Genomic DNA, 16,166 nt, shown 5'->3' with positions numbered 1-16,166 from the left:
AATGACTAACAGACGCCAATTTTTAAAAGGGGTGGCAGGGCTTTCTGGCTTATCTTTAGCTGGTTGTGGCTGGAGGCTAGCTGAAGTCCGTGCTAATTCTAATACTTCGGGTCAACGTGACCAACTTTATATTTTTACGTGGACGCAATATACTGACAACCAATTATTGAAAACCTTTAGTACCCAAACAGGCATGAAAGTGCTAGCGGATGTGTATGATTCCAATGATGTCATGCTGGCTAAATTGCAAGCTGGAGGCGGTGGTACTTACAGCATCATCTACCCATCTGATTACATGGTGCAGAAGATGGTAAACAAAGGTTTATTAACAGAAATAGATCACGATCGCTTAATCGGTTTAGAGAGTTTATTCCCCCGGTTTCAGAATCCTAGCTATGACCCCAATAACCGATATAGCATCCCTTTTAACTGGGGGACAACAGGTTTACTTTATAATTCCGAAAAAATCAAAGATGCACCACAAGACTGGGATTACCTTTGGCAAAACCAAAAGCAACTTAATCAGCAGATGACCTTGCTCAATGATGTTAGAGAAGTGATGGGTGCAACGTTACGGATGCTAGGTTACTCTTACAACTCAAAAAATGAACAAGAAATCAAACAAGCTTATGAAAAATTGAAAGTGCTAAAACCTGCGATCGCACGTTTTGATACAGACGCTTGGCAAAATCAAATTCTGGCAGGAGATTTACTATTGGCAATGTGCTATTCAGCAGATGCGGTGAGAATCTCTCAAGAAAACCCTAAACTCAAATATGTAATTCCTCGCAGTGGTTCTTCATTATGGACAGACAGTATTGTAATTCCTAAAACAGCCCCTAATTTAGCTGGAGCTTATGCTTGGATTAACATGATTTTGCAACCAGAATTAGCAGCCCAAATCAGTCAACGCCTGAATATTTCTACGCCTAATAGTGCTGGATTTGAGCAATTGCCAAAAACAATCCAAAATAATCCTAATTTATTTCCCTCAGAGTCACTTTTAGCAAATTGTGAACGTGTTACTCCTGTAGGAGAATTTGAAGAGGTTTACGATCGCTATTGGACTCAATTAACTAGCGGCTAAAATAGTTAGGAGAGACGGGATTAATCGCGTCTGTTAGGAGTAGAGACGCGATTAATCGCGTCTGTACAAGAGTGATTAATCCCGTCTCTTAGGAGTTAGGAGTTCTAAGTGGTGAATTTTCAAAAAAGTGATATTTCTAAAATAAAAGAATTGCAACGCCCGCGAGCGAATTGGCTCCAACCTTTGGTATTACTTGCACCATCTGGCATTTGGTTATTACTTTTGTTGGTGCTGCCAACTTTAATAATTTTCCAGTTAAGTTTAGTTGCAGACATCCGGCCAGGAGATTTGGTCAATCCCAACGGATTCAAAAACTACATCCGCATATTTGACCACCTTTATGTACAAGTAATTGTGCGATCGCTATTTTTTGCATTTGGCACTACAATAATTTGTTTAATTTTGGGCTTCCCCGTCGCCTATTGGATTGCTCAGATAGCGCCGCAGCGTTGGCGGAATTTGCTGCTATTAGGCTTTGTCTTGCCTTTGTGGACTTCCTCGTTACTTCGATCATACGCTTGGATTACAATTCTTCGTCCTACTGGTTTATTGAACAGTTTACTCAGCAATTTAGGCTTGCCTACTTTGGAATTACTTAACCAGAGTCAAGCTGTATTTATTGGTATGAGTTACAGCTTGTTACCCTATATGGTTTTGATTTTATATGCTTCTCTCGAAAAGCTAGACAAGCGGTTGTTAGAAGCTGCGGCTGATTTAGGTGCAAATCCGGTGGAAACTTTTTGGCAAGTAACCGTACCGCAAATTTTTCCTGGAATTGCGGCTGCTTCCATGCTTGTATTTATCACAGGCTTGGGGGATTTTGTCGATCCAGAATTACTGGGTGGTGCTTCTAGTATGACGGCAGCGCGGTTAGTTTATAACCAGTTTCTGGGAGCAACGCAAAATTGGGGATTTGGTTCAGCCTTGAGTATGACATTAATTTTGCTTGTTAGTATTGCGATCGCACTTTTAATTAAATTTGGCGAGGCTGCGCCCAAACGCTAAACTTTTCGTCACTCATTTATAATAAGGGCATCAAACGCCAGCGAGACAACGGTTATGCTCTCACCTGATCTCAAAAATGCGTTACCAACTACTGATGAACTTCCCTGTTCAGACGATACGCCAGTGGATAACGAAGACCAAAACTTTTTGCCCAACATTTTACTCTTCTTACTCAACTCCATTTGGGCAAATCGCATGGATTGGTACTTTGGAGTAGATATGGGATTATATCACACCACAGGACTAAATTCTAGAGTACCTGTAGTGCCAGATGCTTTTTTAAGTGTGGGAGTAGAACGAAAAAAGGGTGGCAAATCACGCAAAAGTTACGCGGTTTGGGAAGAAAATGGGGTAGTTCCAATATTTACATTAGAAATGGTATCCCACACCCCAGGAGGTGAATACGACGAGAAGCTAGATATATACAGAAAACTTGGTGTATTGTACTACGTAATTTATAACCCTGAGTTTTGGCGACGCGACCAACATCAACCCTTTGAAGTCTATAAGTTGATAGATGGAAACTACCAACTACAAATAGGTGAACCCTATTTGATGCCAGAGGTAGGGTTAGGTATTGGGCGACACCAAGCTGTAATTGCCGGGATACAACAGGAGTTTTTATGTTGGTATGATCAGCAAGCAAATCGCTATTTGACAGATGCAGAACAGGCACAACAGCAGCGACAAAGGGCTGAACAATTAGCGCAGTATTTACGTTCTCTAGGTGTAGATCCAAATAATCTACCTAGTAATTAAGGCGATCGCATTTTCCAAAATATCAAACCGCAACACGAAAGTCATTAATCATTTCCTACCGTGACTAAATGGTTTAAATCATCTGTATTACTGTTAATTAACTCCTTAATTGTAGAAAGAAACTCATGCTCTAAATAAGGCTTAGTCAAGTAAGCCTTTGCACCCAATTCTTGAGCAAGCTGGCGATGTTTTTCAGCGCTGCGAGAAGTGAGAATCACTACAGGTTTTTTTGCTAAATTGGGGTATTGACGGAAATTGCCCAACAACTCAAAACCATTCATTCGTGGCATCTCTAAATCGGAGATGACAACTTGTATTTCTGGATGTAACTGTAACTTTTCTAGAGCTTCTACACCATTTTGAGCCTGTATTACTTGATAACCAGATTTTTGCAGTGTGAGAGAGATAGTTTGGCGCAGACTAATTGCGTCATCTACAAGTAAAACAACTTTTGGTAATTTATTATCTGCCTCTTGAGAATAACTAGGTTGGGTTTCTTTTGGTGATCTATTATCTGACTCTTGAGAGTAACTGGGTTGGGTTTCTATAGTTGTTGTGGAAGTAGATGCAGCAAGTAATGGTGTAGATGAAAAAGTATGTCCTGATATCGCTAAGGCTTTTTTATTTGACAAAGAAGGTACTGGTAGCGCCATGACATCAAGTGTTGTTTGTTGAAGCTCGCTAGATACCAGCAATGAAGCATCAATCACTAAGATGAGATTACCATTAGCTAAACTACTACAACCATAAATGTATTTTGGCGGTGCGATCGCATTTCCTAAAGGTCTGATTACCAGTTCTTGTTCACCAATTATTTGGTCAACTTCTAAAGCAAATCTTCCCTGATTTCGTCGTAGCAAAAGTACCGGATTTTTCGCTATGCTTGGGTCGTGAGTACTTGATGTGTTGTATGGAGTAGCACTATTAAAGCATGAATAATTATAATTAATCAACTTTGAAAGTTGACGAAGGCTGACCATAGTTTCATCATCGTCTGTATTCAAATGTAAGACTTTTTTACCTTCAATTTCTTTAATCTGTTGTTCAGAGGGAATCAATATTTTTTCAATACTGTCCAAAAGAAGGGCATATACAATACCTTTGGCTTGAACTAGCATTAATTTTTCGGTAGTCATAGAAAAAGGAATTTTGAGTATGAATATTGTTCCTTGGTTGGGTAAGGATTGAACTGAAATTGAACCATTAAGTGCGTTCATCTGAGTCCGCACTATATCTAACCCCATACCGCGCCCAGAGATTTCACTCACTTTACCAGCAGTAGAAAATCCAGGTGAAAATATCATATCTAACAGTTCAGATTCAGCCAGATTAGAAGTATAGGTGATAGTTTTTTCTTCAGTTTGTATGGGATAAAATTTAGCAGCTTTTCTGCGAATTCTATCTAAATTCAATCCCTCGCCATCATCCCGAACCTCGATAACAGTTTGGCTACCCTGATGATAGGCGCGGATTTCGATTAACCCTTGTTCTGGTTTACCAAGCTCTCGGCGAAGTTGCGGAGCTTCAATACCGTGGTCAAAAGCATTACGTACTAAATGTAATAAGGGATCGTACAGCTTTTCTGCGATCGCTTTATCAACTAGTACTTCAGTACCAGTAAGTTTCAATTCTACAAGTTTGGCATGAACATTCCCCAACTTATCTACCATGTGGGGGAAGCGATTCAGGATATTACCCAAAGGCGACATTCGTGCTTCTACTAAGCTATCTATAATATTAAGAGTTAAATTTTCTTGTTTGTCACTGATTTGAGCAGCTTGCGTCAGAAGCAAGTCAAGAGACTCTGTGGTTTCTTGTAGTTGGAGTGTCTCTTCTATTGCTTCATGCAATGTCATCTGAAAATCTGTATATACATCCATTTCTAAAGAGTCAAAATTCACTGCAAAATTTTGCGTTTGTTGTGAGGCAATATTTTGTCTTTGTAATGGTAAATCACGTAATTCATTTAAAGTTGTTTGGTGTCTAGTGAGTTGCTGAATTAATTGGTCAATTATTTCTTTGACTTGTTCATCTTGCAAACTATGCCGTTTTTGGTAAATCAACGATTCCCCAGCTAGATAATTAAGGTGTTGCAGTCTTTCTGTATCTACTCGAATAAAAGAAGGTTGGCGAAAGTTTTTAGTTTGAACATACTCTGGTTTATCTTCTATTTCTTTGTTGATTTGTGTAGCTAAATCAGGCATGACTTCAATAGCTGTTTCAGGAACATTTACAACTCCCTGCTCATTGACAGTTAAGGAATCAAGCTTTACTGAAGAATCATCATCCGTGGTTGTCACCACTTGATCTATAAAGTTTTCGCTAGCTTCTTCTCCCCATATTGCTTCTAGTTGGTTTTCAGTTGTTTGAGAATAACCATTAGGTATTTCTTTAATAACTAAGAGCGTTTGTAACTTGGGATTACCAAGCCAGTTTTTCTCTTTACTAGTAACAGGAGGATAGTTTTTATATTCTTGTGCTAATCTATGAATTCGGTTTTGTAATATTTTAATGACTGAGATGTAGCTGTCAGATTTTTCAACAGAATGCTGAAACTTGGTGACGGCAAATAAAATGATTAAAATTATCCCATGTCGATAAATACAAAGGCTTTGACTATCTTCTTTATCTTGAACAAAATCAAGAAAGCTTTTCAGCCAATTATCGATATAATCAAGTAAATTTTCTTTTTCTAATCTGGGAACCATTAATTCAAAATTAAGCTCTGCCTCTGGTATTTTGATTTCGTGATTAAACCAGCCAAAAATGTAACGAATAACTTTTAAATAAAACTTGGCAGTTGTTGGCTTTACTGATTGGTTTTTATTGTTATCAGATGTAGTGATAAATTGGTAAAATTGTTCTTTTGAATGATTTTGTAATTCTCCAGATAACTCATTCTTTGCCACCGTCGTGAGTTTTCGCAAAGCTGGAGAAGTTTTTCCGCCAGATGTGCGATCGCCTTCTAATACCAATTTTTGTGCTTGTTGCAAATCTGCAAGGGCAATTTCTGCAATTTGCTGCACCTGAGTGGGGTTTGCTTGCAGCGCTGACAGAATTGTTTGAGAAATTTCTCCCAATCCAGGTAAATTTAGAGATTCTGCTAAACCGAGAAACACCTCAGCTTGAGAGTGTAAAAACTCGATAAATTCGTCATGACTTGGTGGATTTTTAATAACTTCAGCAATACTGTTTAAACGTTGCTCTACTCCGACTTCAAAAACTGACTGGACAATATCAAATCCCAATTCTTCAGAAGTGGGAATATGAGTTTCAGCACCAAATGCATCACCTAGCTTTTCTTGCAACTGTGCAAAAACTGAAGTTGCTCGATGGAGCAGTTCTTCATCATTAACAGTGCTGCCAATTAATTCGGTATTTAATGCTATGCTAAGACACTCATAAGCTTGTAACAAAAGTGTTTGTAATTCGGCATCAACTACAACTTTTGGATTATATAGAGCCTTAAATACATCTTCTAAAAAATGGGCTATCATCTTAATTACTTCTAGCCCAACATTAGCAGCGCCACCTTTAAGTGTATGAGTAGCCCGCATTAAGTTATGAACTTTAGCAGTGCTATAACCTTCCGATAAGCTAAATAGTTCTTGTTCAATAATTTGTACTAATTCTGGGGCTTCAGCCAGAAAGTAGATGTATCCTTGTTCACGAATTTCGTTATCTGTAATCATAATTGGGGAGTGGGGAGTTAGGAGTTAGGAGTTAGGAGTTAGGAGTTAGGAGTTAGGAGTAGAGACGCGATTAATCGCGTCTGTACAGGAGTTGGGAGTTGATCAACCAATTGATTTTTCAGTTGTCTTGACTATTGAACTCAAAATCCGAATGATTTCGTCTGCATAGATTAGTTCATTGGTTAAATCAATATTTACTAGTTTGGACTGTTGTAGTAGACGTAGCCAGTATTTGGTTTCCCTAGCTTCTTTGTATGCAATATACATTTTTGCCAAGAAATCCTTTCTACTCTGACCACCGCTAGCCTCTTCAACATTCGCGCCAATACTTGTCCCACTTCGTAGTAATTGCTTAGAAAGCACATATTCCCGTTGCTCTTGCAGTTTAATATATAGGTGAATAATTTCCAAAGCAAATTTAAAACTCTTCTCTTGAATAATACTCTCTGCCAATTACTATTCTCCTATCTTCAACTCAAAAGTTACAATTAATTAAGGTCAAAGCATTTTTCCATTTGCCAATAAAATAGTGATTTATCTAATTAATGCTTTGACCAAATAGCTCCTAACTCCTGTACAGACGCGATTAATCGCGTCTCTACTCGTAACTCCCCACTCCCTATTCCCTACTTCACTTTAAACTTACTAGCAGTTGTTAATAGCTCTTGCGCCATCCCTGATAAATCTTGGAACACAGTCGCAATTTCTTGAGATTCCGCAAAAGTCTTATTAGCAATTTCTGCTACATCTTGCATTGATTTTGTGACTGTTACAGATTGCGTCATTTGTTTTTGAGTCGCTGCGGTAATTCGCTCGATTAGCTGACTAATTTCGGCAGTTGCATAAACGATCGCATTCAAGTTTTGGCGAGTATCATTGACAAGATTTGTGCCTTCTACTACCTGCTGAATACCAGTTTCCATCGCTACTGCTACTTCTCCGGTTTCTGCTTGAATCTCCTGGACTAATTTTTCTATTTCGATGGTTGCTGCTGCTGACTGGCGAGATAAAGAACGAACTTCGTCAGCTACAACTGCAAAGCCTTTGCCATATTCACCTGCACGGGTGGCTTCAATGGCTGCATTCAAAGCCAGGACGTTTGTCTGTGTGGCAAAATTACCAATCAAATTCACCACTTTGGAGATTTTTTGCGAAGATTCACTGAGGCGTTTAATTTTCTTGCTGGTTTGAGCAACGGTTTCACGAATTCCTTGGATTGCTTTTACAGTTAAGTTCATCGCAGTATCGCCAGACTCAACAGTTTCATTGGCTTGTTGCACTGCTAATTGCACTAAGTCAGCATTCGCCACCACAGCTTGAGTAGAGTCCACCATCTGTTGAATCTCACCTAAAGCTGCGGTAATTTCCTCAGATTGTTGTTGCGCTAGATTATTCAGTCCCGTTAGTGAAGCCTCGCTGTTACCGGAAGTTTGGGCAACTTGTTGAGCAGCCCCCTGTACCTGAAGAACGATTTGCCGCAGTGCTTGCAGGGTATTATTGTAAGCATCAGCGATCGTGCCTAGTTCGTCTTCTGTAATGGGTGCGCGTACTGTTAAGTCGCCGTTGAGGGCGGGTCTAAGGGCTATTAGGAGTTGAATAGATCGTTGTTGTAGTAACTCCTTGGCTGCCTTTTCTCGTGCTGCTGCTTCTGCTAATTTGGCTGACTGCCCTTGTACTTGTTGCAAATATTCAGTCTGTTGTAATGCTAGTCCTAACTGGTTGCCAATGCGTGCTAACAAAGTTACTTCCGATTCTTCCCAATCACGAGTTCCATAATTTTGATAAACTGCCAGCAATCCCCACAATTGTTCCCCAGCAAATACAGGAACAATTACATAAGCTTTGACTTCAAATTGCTCTAAAATTTCCAGATGGCAATTAGAATGACCTACCTGATAGATGTCATTTACAACAAAGTTTTCTCCTTGGGCATATCGACCTCCTTGAGTTTCTTGCAAGTGGGTATCTTCCCAGACAGTCTTGATATCGGGGCCTACCAGTTTTACCCAAGTATGAGCTACTGATTCTGCTACAAATTCACCACTCCAATTAGGGTTGAAGCGATAGACTGCGACGCGATCGCATCGCAGTAATTGCCGTACTTCTTGAGTGGTTGTTTTGAAGATTTCTTCTACATCTAAAGATTGCCGAATCCGGTTACTAATCTTGGTGACAGCTTTCTCTTGTTCCGCTATCTGAGCTAGTTTCTCAGATTTCAACCGAACTAATTCCAAATAATCTATCTGTGATTTAGCTAGGCTAAATTGCAAGCTAGTCTGAACCAAAAAGGTCACTTCCCAGGTTTGCCACTCACGGGGGCTAGAATTTTGATAAGCTGCCAGCAAACCCCACAATTTATCGCCAAAGAATATAGGAACAATTATGTAAGCTTTGGCTTCAAACTGCTCTAAAATCTCAATATGGCAAGGAGCAAGCCCTACTTGATAGATGTCATTAACAACAAAGTTTTCGCCTCTGACATACCTACCTCCCTTTGTTTCTTGCAAGTAGGTATCATCCAAAACGGTTTTAATATCAGGGCCTACCAGTTTTGTCCAACCAGTACCCACAGCCTCAGCCACAAATTCGCCACCCCAGTCAGGGTTAAAACGATAGACTGCGACGCGATCGCATCGTAGTGATTGACGCACTTCTTGAGTGGTTGTTTTGAAGACGCTATCTACATTTAAAGATTGTCGGATGCGGCCTACTATCTTAGTAAAAGCTTTTTCTTGTTCAACTATTTGAGCTAGTTGCTCAGATTTCTTATGCATCTGTTCGAGATATTCGCCTTGTGAGATAGCCACACCAAATTGCAGTCCAATTTGGGTCACAAAGCTTTCTTCCCAAGGTTGCCAATCACGAGGCCCAGAATTTTGATAAGCTGCCAGCAAGCCCCATAATTTCTCTCCAGAAAATATGGGGGCAATGATGTAAGCCTTCATTTCATACTGCTCTAAAATATCAATGTGGCATTGAGCATGACCCATTTTATAGATGTCTTTGGCCACAAAGCTTTCACCCTTGGCATAACGTCCTCCTTGGGTGTCTTGCAAGTGGCTATCTTCCCACACCATATAAAAATCAGGGCTGACCATTTTTACCCAGCCATTACCCACTGACTCAGCGATAAACTCGCCACTCCAGTCAGGTTTGAAGCGATAAACGGCGACGCGATCGCATTTTAGTAATTGCCGTACTTCTTGAGTGGTTGTTTGAAAAAGCTTATCGACATTTGATACCCGCAGAATTTTGTCGATTACTTTAGCTACAGATTTTTTTGCTAGTATGCGCTGTTGTTCTTCTCTTTTTAATTCAAAGCTCTGCAATTTGTAGATCAGTTCTGTTGTAATTTGGGATAGTAGGCTAATTTCTACTTCTTGCCACTGCCGTGTTGATAAGCAATTATTTACTGCCAGTAATCCCCATACTTTACCTTCTACTACAATCGGTAAACTCAAACTAGCTTTAATTTGAAATTTATCTAGTAGTTGCTTTTGATAAGGGGTAAGTTGAATCTGATTGATATCGTCAATAACTACAGGTTCTATATAGTCTTGGTTGGTATATAAACCAAAAATAATTCCGGGAATATTTTCGCCTAAAGTCGGTGTCCAACCTAGTGTTCTTGATTCTGCTAAAACATTACCTGAATCAAGGGAAGTAAACTGATAAATTAAGGCGCGATCGCAGCCAATTTTTTCTCTAATCTGCGCTACAGTAATTTTGAGTAGTGTATCAAGGTCTGGCGCTTGGCGCATGTGAGTTGCGATGTCTTGCAACTGTCGCCGCCAAGTTTTAAATTCCTGAGCGATCGCGTTTAATAAGAATATTTCATTGCTAGCAATATTTGTTATATTGGCGTTCCCATTCAGATTTTCTACTTCAGAAATTAGATTCTGATTTTCCTGGCTATTGTTATACAGAAATGTCATTTTATTAGCCTCCAAATTTGTTAGAGTAAGAATTGGTTATTAGGCAGGTAAGAATGAATTAGTATTTGGCTATGAAGGATTAAGTATTGTTAAAACAATATGCCTCATCACCCATAATCAACCGTTCAATTATGAACTTTCCACATGGGAGCTTGGATAATTGTTATGGCATCCAAATTAAAAATCATATCTTCAGAATCATTAATAAAGTATCCCTGTAAAAAAGGTAATATTTTAGGATAAAATAATTCGCTAGTTGGGGGTTTCATTTCTTGAGTATCCAGCCATTCAATATCTATTAGCTGTCGCACCAATAGTCCCAAATACTTCCCCTTGTTTTCGAGAACAATTGCCATCATTTTTGAAAGTAAATTTGCTCCTTGCGAAATTGGAGGATAACCTAACATTGCCTCTAAATCTACTAACCAAAGCATCTCACCGCGCCAGTTATAGATACCCAAGACGCTACTGGGCATCTGAGGAACGCCACATATTTCTGGTAATGATACTTGCAAAACTTCTGTGATGTGTTGTAACGAAATTATCGCTGTATCCCTTACTCCCAAATTAAAACTTAAAAACTTTTCCTTGGTTTCCAAAGTTCTTATTCCTTTGTGCTTGATTATTGCTCTATAGCCACTATTTGCAGTTGTTATTTAATTTTATAGAGGCTCTATATTAGAAATATAGAATTCTATTTTTTTGTTTTTTTATGAAGTTTTACTAGTTAATTAATCGCTTTAAAACTCCCGCTAGCTCCTCTCGATCAATCGGTTTTGACAGATAACCATCAGCGCCCAACATATTACCCCAAATTTTATCTACATCACTATTTTTTGTAGAGCAAAAAACCACAGGTATTTTGCTAGTGTTGGGATTATTTTTCAACTCTCGGCAAATCTCAAAGCCACTTTTACCTGGTAAAATTACGTCGAGAAATATGAGGTCTGGCTTATTTTTATCTATTTTGTCTTGAGCTTCTTCACTGCTTGTGGCGCTAATCACAGAATAACCTGCTTGTTGCAAGTAACGGCTGATTATTTCCATATCTGTTAAGCCATCTTCAACAACTAAAACAGTATTCATGATAATTACCCTTTAAAAGTTTTTAAGAATGTAAAAAAATTAGACATACAAATCCAAATGATGCGTGAAGAAAGACATACAAGGGACTAGAGACTAGTACAGGTAGGCGGAAATAAACCTACCATTTCATTACAGCCAGAAAGCCCAAAATTAAAGCATGTGTGACTTTTGACTTCCGCCTTGCGGTACTAGACCCTAACCCCTTGTCATCAAGAATATTTCACAACTCAAATTGGACTGCTATAAATACAAAAATTTTGTATTTGTCTAATTTTGATTCAATCTTTATATATTAACCTCCGAAAAAGTACGTAATGAAAATAATTTAATATATATTTTAGTTACGTGATAAATATTCGATTTAGTATAAAAAAATAGGTGGGTTTAAGACCGCTACCTACTTGCATCTTGTGAATTTGGACTTCTTATTTATTACCCCAGTAATTTTATGTTTACTGAGGTGGAAAAGTTTAGCGATTGTAAATATTTTTGTTATGGTTATTGTTAAGCAATAGGCTCATGCTGAGGAATGAAATTTTAAAGCTAATCAGATTAGTTTATGATTAATCATCAATAAAAATTATTAATTCTCCCTACTTACAAACTTCTAAATTAGGTTGACTCTTGTCGATGGATACACTTGGCGCAGGTAAATATTTACGTATTATACTCATTACCTTGTCAGGCACTACAGGTTTAGTGATAAAATCTGTAGAACCGACTACCTTAGCACGAACTCTATCTAAAAGACCATCACTACCTGTTAATATAATTACTGGTGTATTGGCGAAGGCAGATATTCGTCGCAACTGAGTACAAATTTCGTAACCACTGGCGACTGGCATAATCAAATCCAAGAAAATCAGGTCTGGTTTATCCTGAATCAGGATTGGGAGAGCTTGTACAGCATCTTGAATTTTGATAAACCTTAGTCCATTGGAAGTGATAATATCCTCTAGCATTTTACAGACCAGAGGGCTATCATCTACGCAGGCTACTAGTGGAGCAATTGATTTCTTTGGTTGTGCGGTGATAGGCTTATTGTTGACCTCAGTCACTACTAAGGGCATGTCAGGTATTTCCACCAATTCGATGATTCCTTTAAGGATATAGGGAAGCAATGAACGGGTGAGTGGCAGTAGACTCTGCTTCATTTTCACGGCTAAATCTCGCAGAGTTAATTTGCCGTTGATTAAATTCACAAAGTTTTTGTAGACAGATGGACTTACCATCTGCTGAAGTTGTTCTGGTCGGCGTAGAACTGGTGCTAAGTCAGGAGAAAAATTTGCTAAACCTGCTTCTGACCAAACTTTCCACGAGTCTTGCATGTGCTTTACAGACATTTCTGCACTCGTGAAGCTCATTGGTGTTTCTAAAATAACTTCTTGGGTGCGATTGCAACTTATAGAAGCAAAATTTCCTTGCAGAGCTAGGTCAAATAATAGTTCTGCTATAGTGTTTTCGGCAATAGACTGAATCTGTTCTCTCTGAATTTTCTGTTTTTTATGAAAGATTTCTAGAAGGCGATAATCCCAGTAATCTATTGATACGTCTTGCAAACGCAACTGCAATTTATCAACATCAATCTGGGGGCAATTTTGAGCCATGTGTCTACGCCAACGCCGGAAGGGATGAGTTCCACCTGTTGCCCAAACTATCCGTCCCAGCCGATAATAAAAAGTCCATTGGCTGCCCTTAGAACTTTTAATATTTAATTTGCCATTGTATTGCAGCTGAGTACAAGTTTTAAATTCATTAACTAGGTTATTTGAAAGAATAAGTTCCGAGTGGGCCATACTTTGTTCCTTGTATTAAAAAGCCAGCTATTGAAAAACCCACACTAGCTATATAGTGGTCAGCAGATAGGTCAATAAGTGCAAATACATTTCGTTTATAGCAGTCTAAATCAAGTTTATTAAAATCAAGGGATATAGAAAAATAGCAAAAATATTAGTAGTAAAAAAGTCATTTAGCACAGAGTTGATTATCGGCAAACTTTACGACTCAAGTAGGTTGCTATTGTCCACATCATTAAGAAAGATGCATTCAGTATTAATATATTATTTTAATAATGTTCATACGAAATTATATCCGTAGAATTTCTGAATTTTTGTTTAAAAAAGATTGGCAATCTCTATCTTTGTTTCATTTATTGAGATTGGCAATATATGTTAAAAGTATTTATTAGAATTTACATTTATTAATGTGTCTCACTTATAGAGAGACGCGAGGACTGGGCAACTCTTAGAGACGCTATCGCGAACGCCCCGCTTCGCTAACGCGTCTCTCTACACGCCTGAAATTGCCACTGATAATCCTTAACTGTATAAAGTATTTATTTAGGAAAACTTCTTTAAGGTTTGTTGTGGTTTTGATAACTGATAACAGCTGCCCTAAGATTACTTTGGTGTTCTGAAAGAAGCCGATCGCTATCGTCTTTTTCCAAACCAGTCCAGTGCATTAATAGCGCTAGCTTCACCCATTTACCACTGCGTTCTAATAAAAAACCAGCTGCTTCCCGACTTAAGCCTGTGAGGTCTTGCAAAATTCGCAAAGCGCGATCGCGTAACTTTTGATTTGTTACTGCCACATCTACCATCCGATTACCGTAAACTTTGCCGAGTTTGACCATCACCCCAGTGGAAAGGATATTTAAAGCTAATTTAGTGGCTGTACCAGCTTTTAGGCGAGTTGAGCCAGCGATTATTTCTGGCCCTGTCAATAGGCGAATGTCAATATCGGCATCAAAGCTAAATTGTTCAGCAGGAACACAGGCGATAAAAATAGTCTTGGCTCCTCGCACACGAGCAGCATGAAGCGCACCGTGGACATAAGGCGTTGTTCCACCTGCGGTAATGCCGACTACTACATCTAGCTGGGTAATTTGTCGCCCTGCGATCGCAGCCTCCCCATCTTCAATACTGTCTTCTAAATCCTCCGAACTGCGTACCAGTGCGCCAGCACCACCAGCAATAATCCCCTGTACCAACTCTGGCGGCGTACAAAAAGTAGGTGGACACTCAGCAGCATCTAACACCCCTAACCTGCCACTTGTGCCCGCACCGATATAAAATAAGCGTCCTCCGTGGCGCAAACGCTCTGCGGTGCTATCAATTGCTTGTGCCAACTGAATTTTCGCCGCTGCAACTGCCTCGACTGCCTTTTGGTCTTCGCTATTAAACAACTCCACCAATTCCAGAGAACTGAGCTGGTCTAAGTTAAGACTGTTAGGATTTACCAGCTCGGTTAAAAGATGCCCACGTTCTTGTAAGTTTGTCATTTGTCATTTGTCCTTTGTCATTTGTTCTTTGTCATTTGTCCTTTGTCCGTTGTCATTTGTCAGTTAGCGACCAGTGACCAATAACCAGTGACCAATGACTAGTGACTAATGACTAATGACTAATTACAACAATCCTTCCAATTTGCGACGCATTTTCTCTAGTTCAGAATCAGACAATTCTGGTTCTTCTAGTGGCTGTTGATTGAGAGGAAACGTATCCTCAACAGTATCCTCCTTCTGGGCATCTTCTTGCCAGTCGGTTTTTTCGACGTTAAGTTCTGGGGGAGTTACAACTAAATTGCTGTTTTCTGGGATGATTTCCCATTCATATCCAGCACTTTCGCAAAATTCCTTGATTTCCTCAGCATCGATCGGCTCTGGTGTAGGTGAGGGAAAATCCTGAGCTTCTAACATTAGGGCAAAGCGGGTAGCGTCGTCTTCTGACTCGAACATCAGAATTTTATTGCGATCGCCTTCCCGAATGGTATGAATTCCCTCATTTTCCGTTCGAGCATTAAAAATTAACACAAAAACACGCATTGGTGTAATCATCTGTCTTTTTTAAGGTCTATCCATATTAAAGTTCTACGTTGTGCCTCAGCGAAAGTCACAGGAACAATTTTCATTCTATTCAGATCAGATTTAACTGAAAACGCCAATATTATGAAGCATAAGTATTGGATTAAGCAAATACCGTAACTCAACCAATGAGGTCTTGGGTTTAGTTGGCGTATCCTGGAAATGGCATACTGAATCAGCGTGTCAGTTAATGCTTGTGTGTGCCAGCAACATCTGGCAATTAATACAGTAAAAGCAAATGACTAAATCTCCCAATCAAGATATTCTCTCCCCGTCGCCTATCCGCAAGCGTCTATGGTTGCTGGTGTTGAGTCGGGGTAGCATTGCTTTGGGCGGACTTTTGCTGTTAGGAGTTATTGTCGGTATTTGTCGGTTGTGGACTTTTGTCCAAACAGAGTTAACACCCTTAGCACAAGAAAGTCTCACTACTACACTCAACCGTCCGGTAAAACTGGGAAAAGTCACACAATTTTCGTTGACGGGAGTGCAATTTGCAGCTTCAGCTATCCCAGCCACATCCACAGATCCAGATCGGGCCGCAGTAGAAGCTGTAGAGGTGGGTTTTGACGCTTTACAACTAATCTTTAACCGCCATCTAAAGCTAGATGTTACCTATTATCATCAAATGGTTAAGGGTCAAATCTTAATCATTTTTATTTTTTCTAAAAACTATAGGACTAGTATTTGATTTTTGCGAAGCTAGGCACAACTTCAAGAGGCTTCTTTCCTGCGATGCACTGAGC

At 39.3% G+C, this 16,166-nt stretch carries 11 protein-coding genes and 1 pseudogene; 4 read left to right on the top strand and 8 right to left on the bottom strand.

Features of this window, described 5'->3' with window-relative positions:
- Nucleotide 1: 1 nt before the first annotated feature.
- From LC586_RS18875 to LC586_RS18865, 3 genes are all read left to right on the top strand, one after another.
- Nucleotides 2-1,087: an ABC transporter substrate-binding protein gene (locus LC586_RS18875; protein WP_229486264.1), complete on the top strand. Its 1,086-nt coding sequence runs from the start codon at nt 2-4 to the stop codon at nt 1,085-1,087.
- Nucleotides 1,088-1,198: 111 nt separating this feature from the next.
- Nucleotides 1,199-2,092 carry an ABC transporter permease gene (locus LC586_RS18870; RefSeq protein ID WP_229486263.1) on the top strand — a complete coding sequence of 298 codons (894 nt, stop codon included), beginning with the start codon at nt 1,199-1,201 and terminating at the stop codon, nt 2,090-2,092.
- A gap of 54 nt (nt 2,093-2,146) precedes the next feature.
- The gene (locus LC586_RS18865) at nt 2,147-2,851 is read left to right on the top strand and encodes a Uma2 family endonuclease (RefSeq protein WP_229486262.1); all 705 of its coding nucleotides are present in this window, start codon (nt 2,147-2,149) and stop codon (nt 2,849-2,851) included.
- A 44-nt stretch (nt 2,852-2,895) separates the two neighbouring features.
- Here the strand turns inward: LC586_RS18865 and LC586_RS18860 are convergent, their stop codons facing one another.
- From LC586_RS18860 to LC586_RS18825, 8 genes are all read right to left on the bottom strand, one after another.
- Nucleotides 2,896-6,543: a hybrid sensor histidine kinase/response regulator gene (locus LC586_RS18860; RefSeq protein WP_229486261.1), complete on the bottom strand. Its 3,648-nt coding sequence runs from the start codon at nt 6,541-6,543 to the stop codon at nt 2,896-2,898.
- A 102-nt stretch (nt 6,544-6,645) separates the two neighbouring features.
- A complete protein-coding gene (locus LC586_RS18855; RefSeq protein ID WP_229486260.1) occupies nt 6,646-6,996 on the bottom strand; it encodes a four helix bundle protein in 351 nt (116 codons plus the stop codon).
- A gap of 173 nt (nt 6,997-7,169) precedes the next feature.
- Nucleotides 7,170-10,478, bottom strand: coding sequence for a GAF domain-containing protein (locus LC586_RS18850; protein WP_229486259.1), 3,309 nt, complete (start codon nt 10,476-10,478; stop codon nt 7,170-7,172).
- A gap of 125 nt (nt 10,479-10,603) precedes the next feature.
- Complete coding sequence (locus LC586_RS18845) at nt 10,604-11,077, bottom strand: chemotaxis protein CheW (RefSeq protein WP_229486258.1); 474 nt, start codon at nt 11,075-11,077, stop codon at nt 10,604-10,606.
- Between the two features lie 124 nt (nt 11,078-11,201).
- Nucleotides 11,202-11,564: a response regulator transcription factor gene (locus tag LC586_RS18840; protein WP_229486257.1), complete on the bottom strand. Its 363-nt coding sequence runs from the start codon at nt 11,562-11,564 to the stop codon at nt 11,202-11,204.
- Between the two features lie 593 nt (nt 11,565-12,157).
- The gene (locus LC586_RS18835) at nt 12,158-13,360 is read right to left on the bottom strand and encodes a response regulator (RefSeq protein ID WP_229486256.1); all 1,203 of its coding nucleotides are present in this window, start codon (nt 13,358-13,360) and stop codon (nt 12,158-12,160) included.
- A gap of 557 nt (nt 13,361-13,917) precedes the next feature.
- Nucleotides 13,918-14,844 carry an N-acetylmuramic acid 6-phosphate etherase gene (murQ, locus tag LC586_RS18830; protein WP_229486255.1) on the bottom strand — a complete coding sequence of 309 codons (927 nt, stop codon included), beginning with the start codon at nt 14,842-14,844 and terminating at the stop codon, nt 13,918-13,920.
- Between the two features lie 123 nt (nt 14,845-14,967).
- Nucleotides 14,968-15,396: a DUF3110 domain-containing protein gene (locus tag LC586_RS18825; protein ID WP_100897302.1), complete on the bottom strand. Its 429-nt coding sequence runs from the start codon at nt 15,394-15,396 to the stop codon at nt 14,968-14,970.
- Between the two features lie 265 nt (nt 15,397-15,661).
- Here LC586_RS18825 and LC586_RS18820 point away from each other — a divergent pair.
- Nucleotides 15,662-16,036 (top strand): annotated as a pseudogene (locus LC586_RS18820) (hypothetical protein); the annotation flags it as partial.
- Nucleotides 16,037-16,166: the final 130 nt, after the last annotated feature.

The organism is Nostoc favosum CHAB5714 (genome assembly GCF_020829495.1).
GTDB classification, from domain to species: Bacteria; Cyanobacteriota; Cyanobacteriia; order Cyanobacteriales; family Nostocaceae; genus Nostoc; species Nostoc favosum.
Note: the sequence above shows the minus strand (reverse complement) of the source record. Positions and strands in the feature narration are given on the sequence as shown.

Excerpts from the sequence above, each read along its gene's own strand:
- LC586_RS18850 (WP_229486259.1), bottom strand. The coding sequence starts at position 10,478 with ATGACATTTCTGTATAACAATAGCCAGGAAAATCAGAATCTAATTTCT.
- LC586_RS18875 (WP_229486264.1), top strand. The coding sequence starts at position 2 with ATGACTAACAGACGCCAATTTTTAAAAGGGGTGGCAGGGCTTTCTGGC.
- LC586_RS18835 (WP_229486256.1), bottom strand. The coding sequence starts at position 13,360 with ATGGCCCACTCGGAACTTATTCTTTCAAATAACCTAGTTAATGAATTT.
- LC586_RS18825 (WP_100897302.1), bottom strand. The coding sequence starts at position 15,396 with ATGATTACACCAATGCGTGTTTTTGTGTTAATTTTTAATGCTCGAACG.
- LC586_RS18840 (WP_229486257.1), bottom strand. The coding sequence starts at position 11,564 with ATGAATACTGTTTTAGTTGTTGAAGATGGCTTAACAGATATGGAAATA.
- murQ (WP_229486255.1), bottom strand. The coding sequence starts at position 14,844 with ATGACAAACTTACAAGAACGTGGGCATCTTTTAACCGAGCTGGTAAAT.
- LC586_RS18865 (WP_229486262.1), top strand. The coding sequence starts at position 2,147 with ATGCTCTCACCTGATCTCAAAAATGCGTTACCAACTACTGATGAACTT.
- LC586_RS18860 (WP_229486261.1), bottom strand. The coding sequence starts at position 6,543 with ATGATTACAGATAACGAAATTCGTGAACAAGGATACATCTACTTTCTG.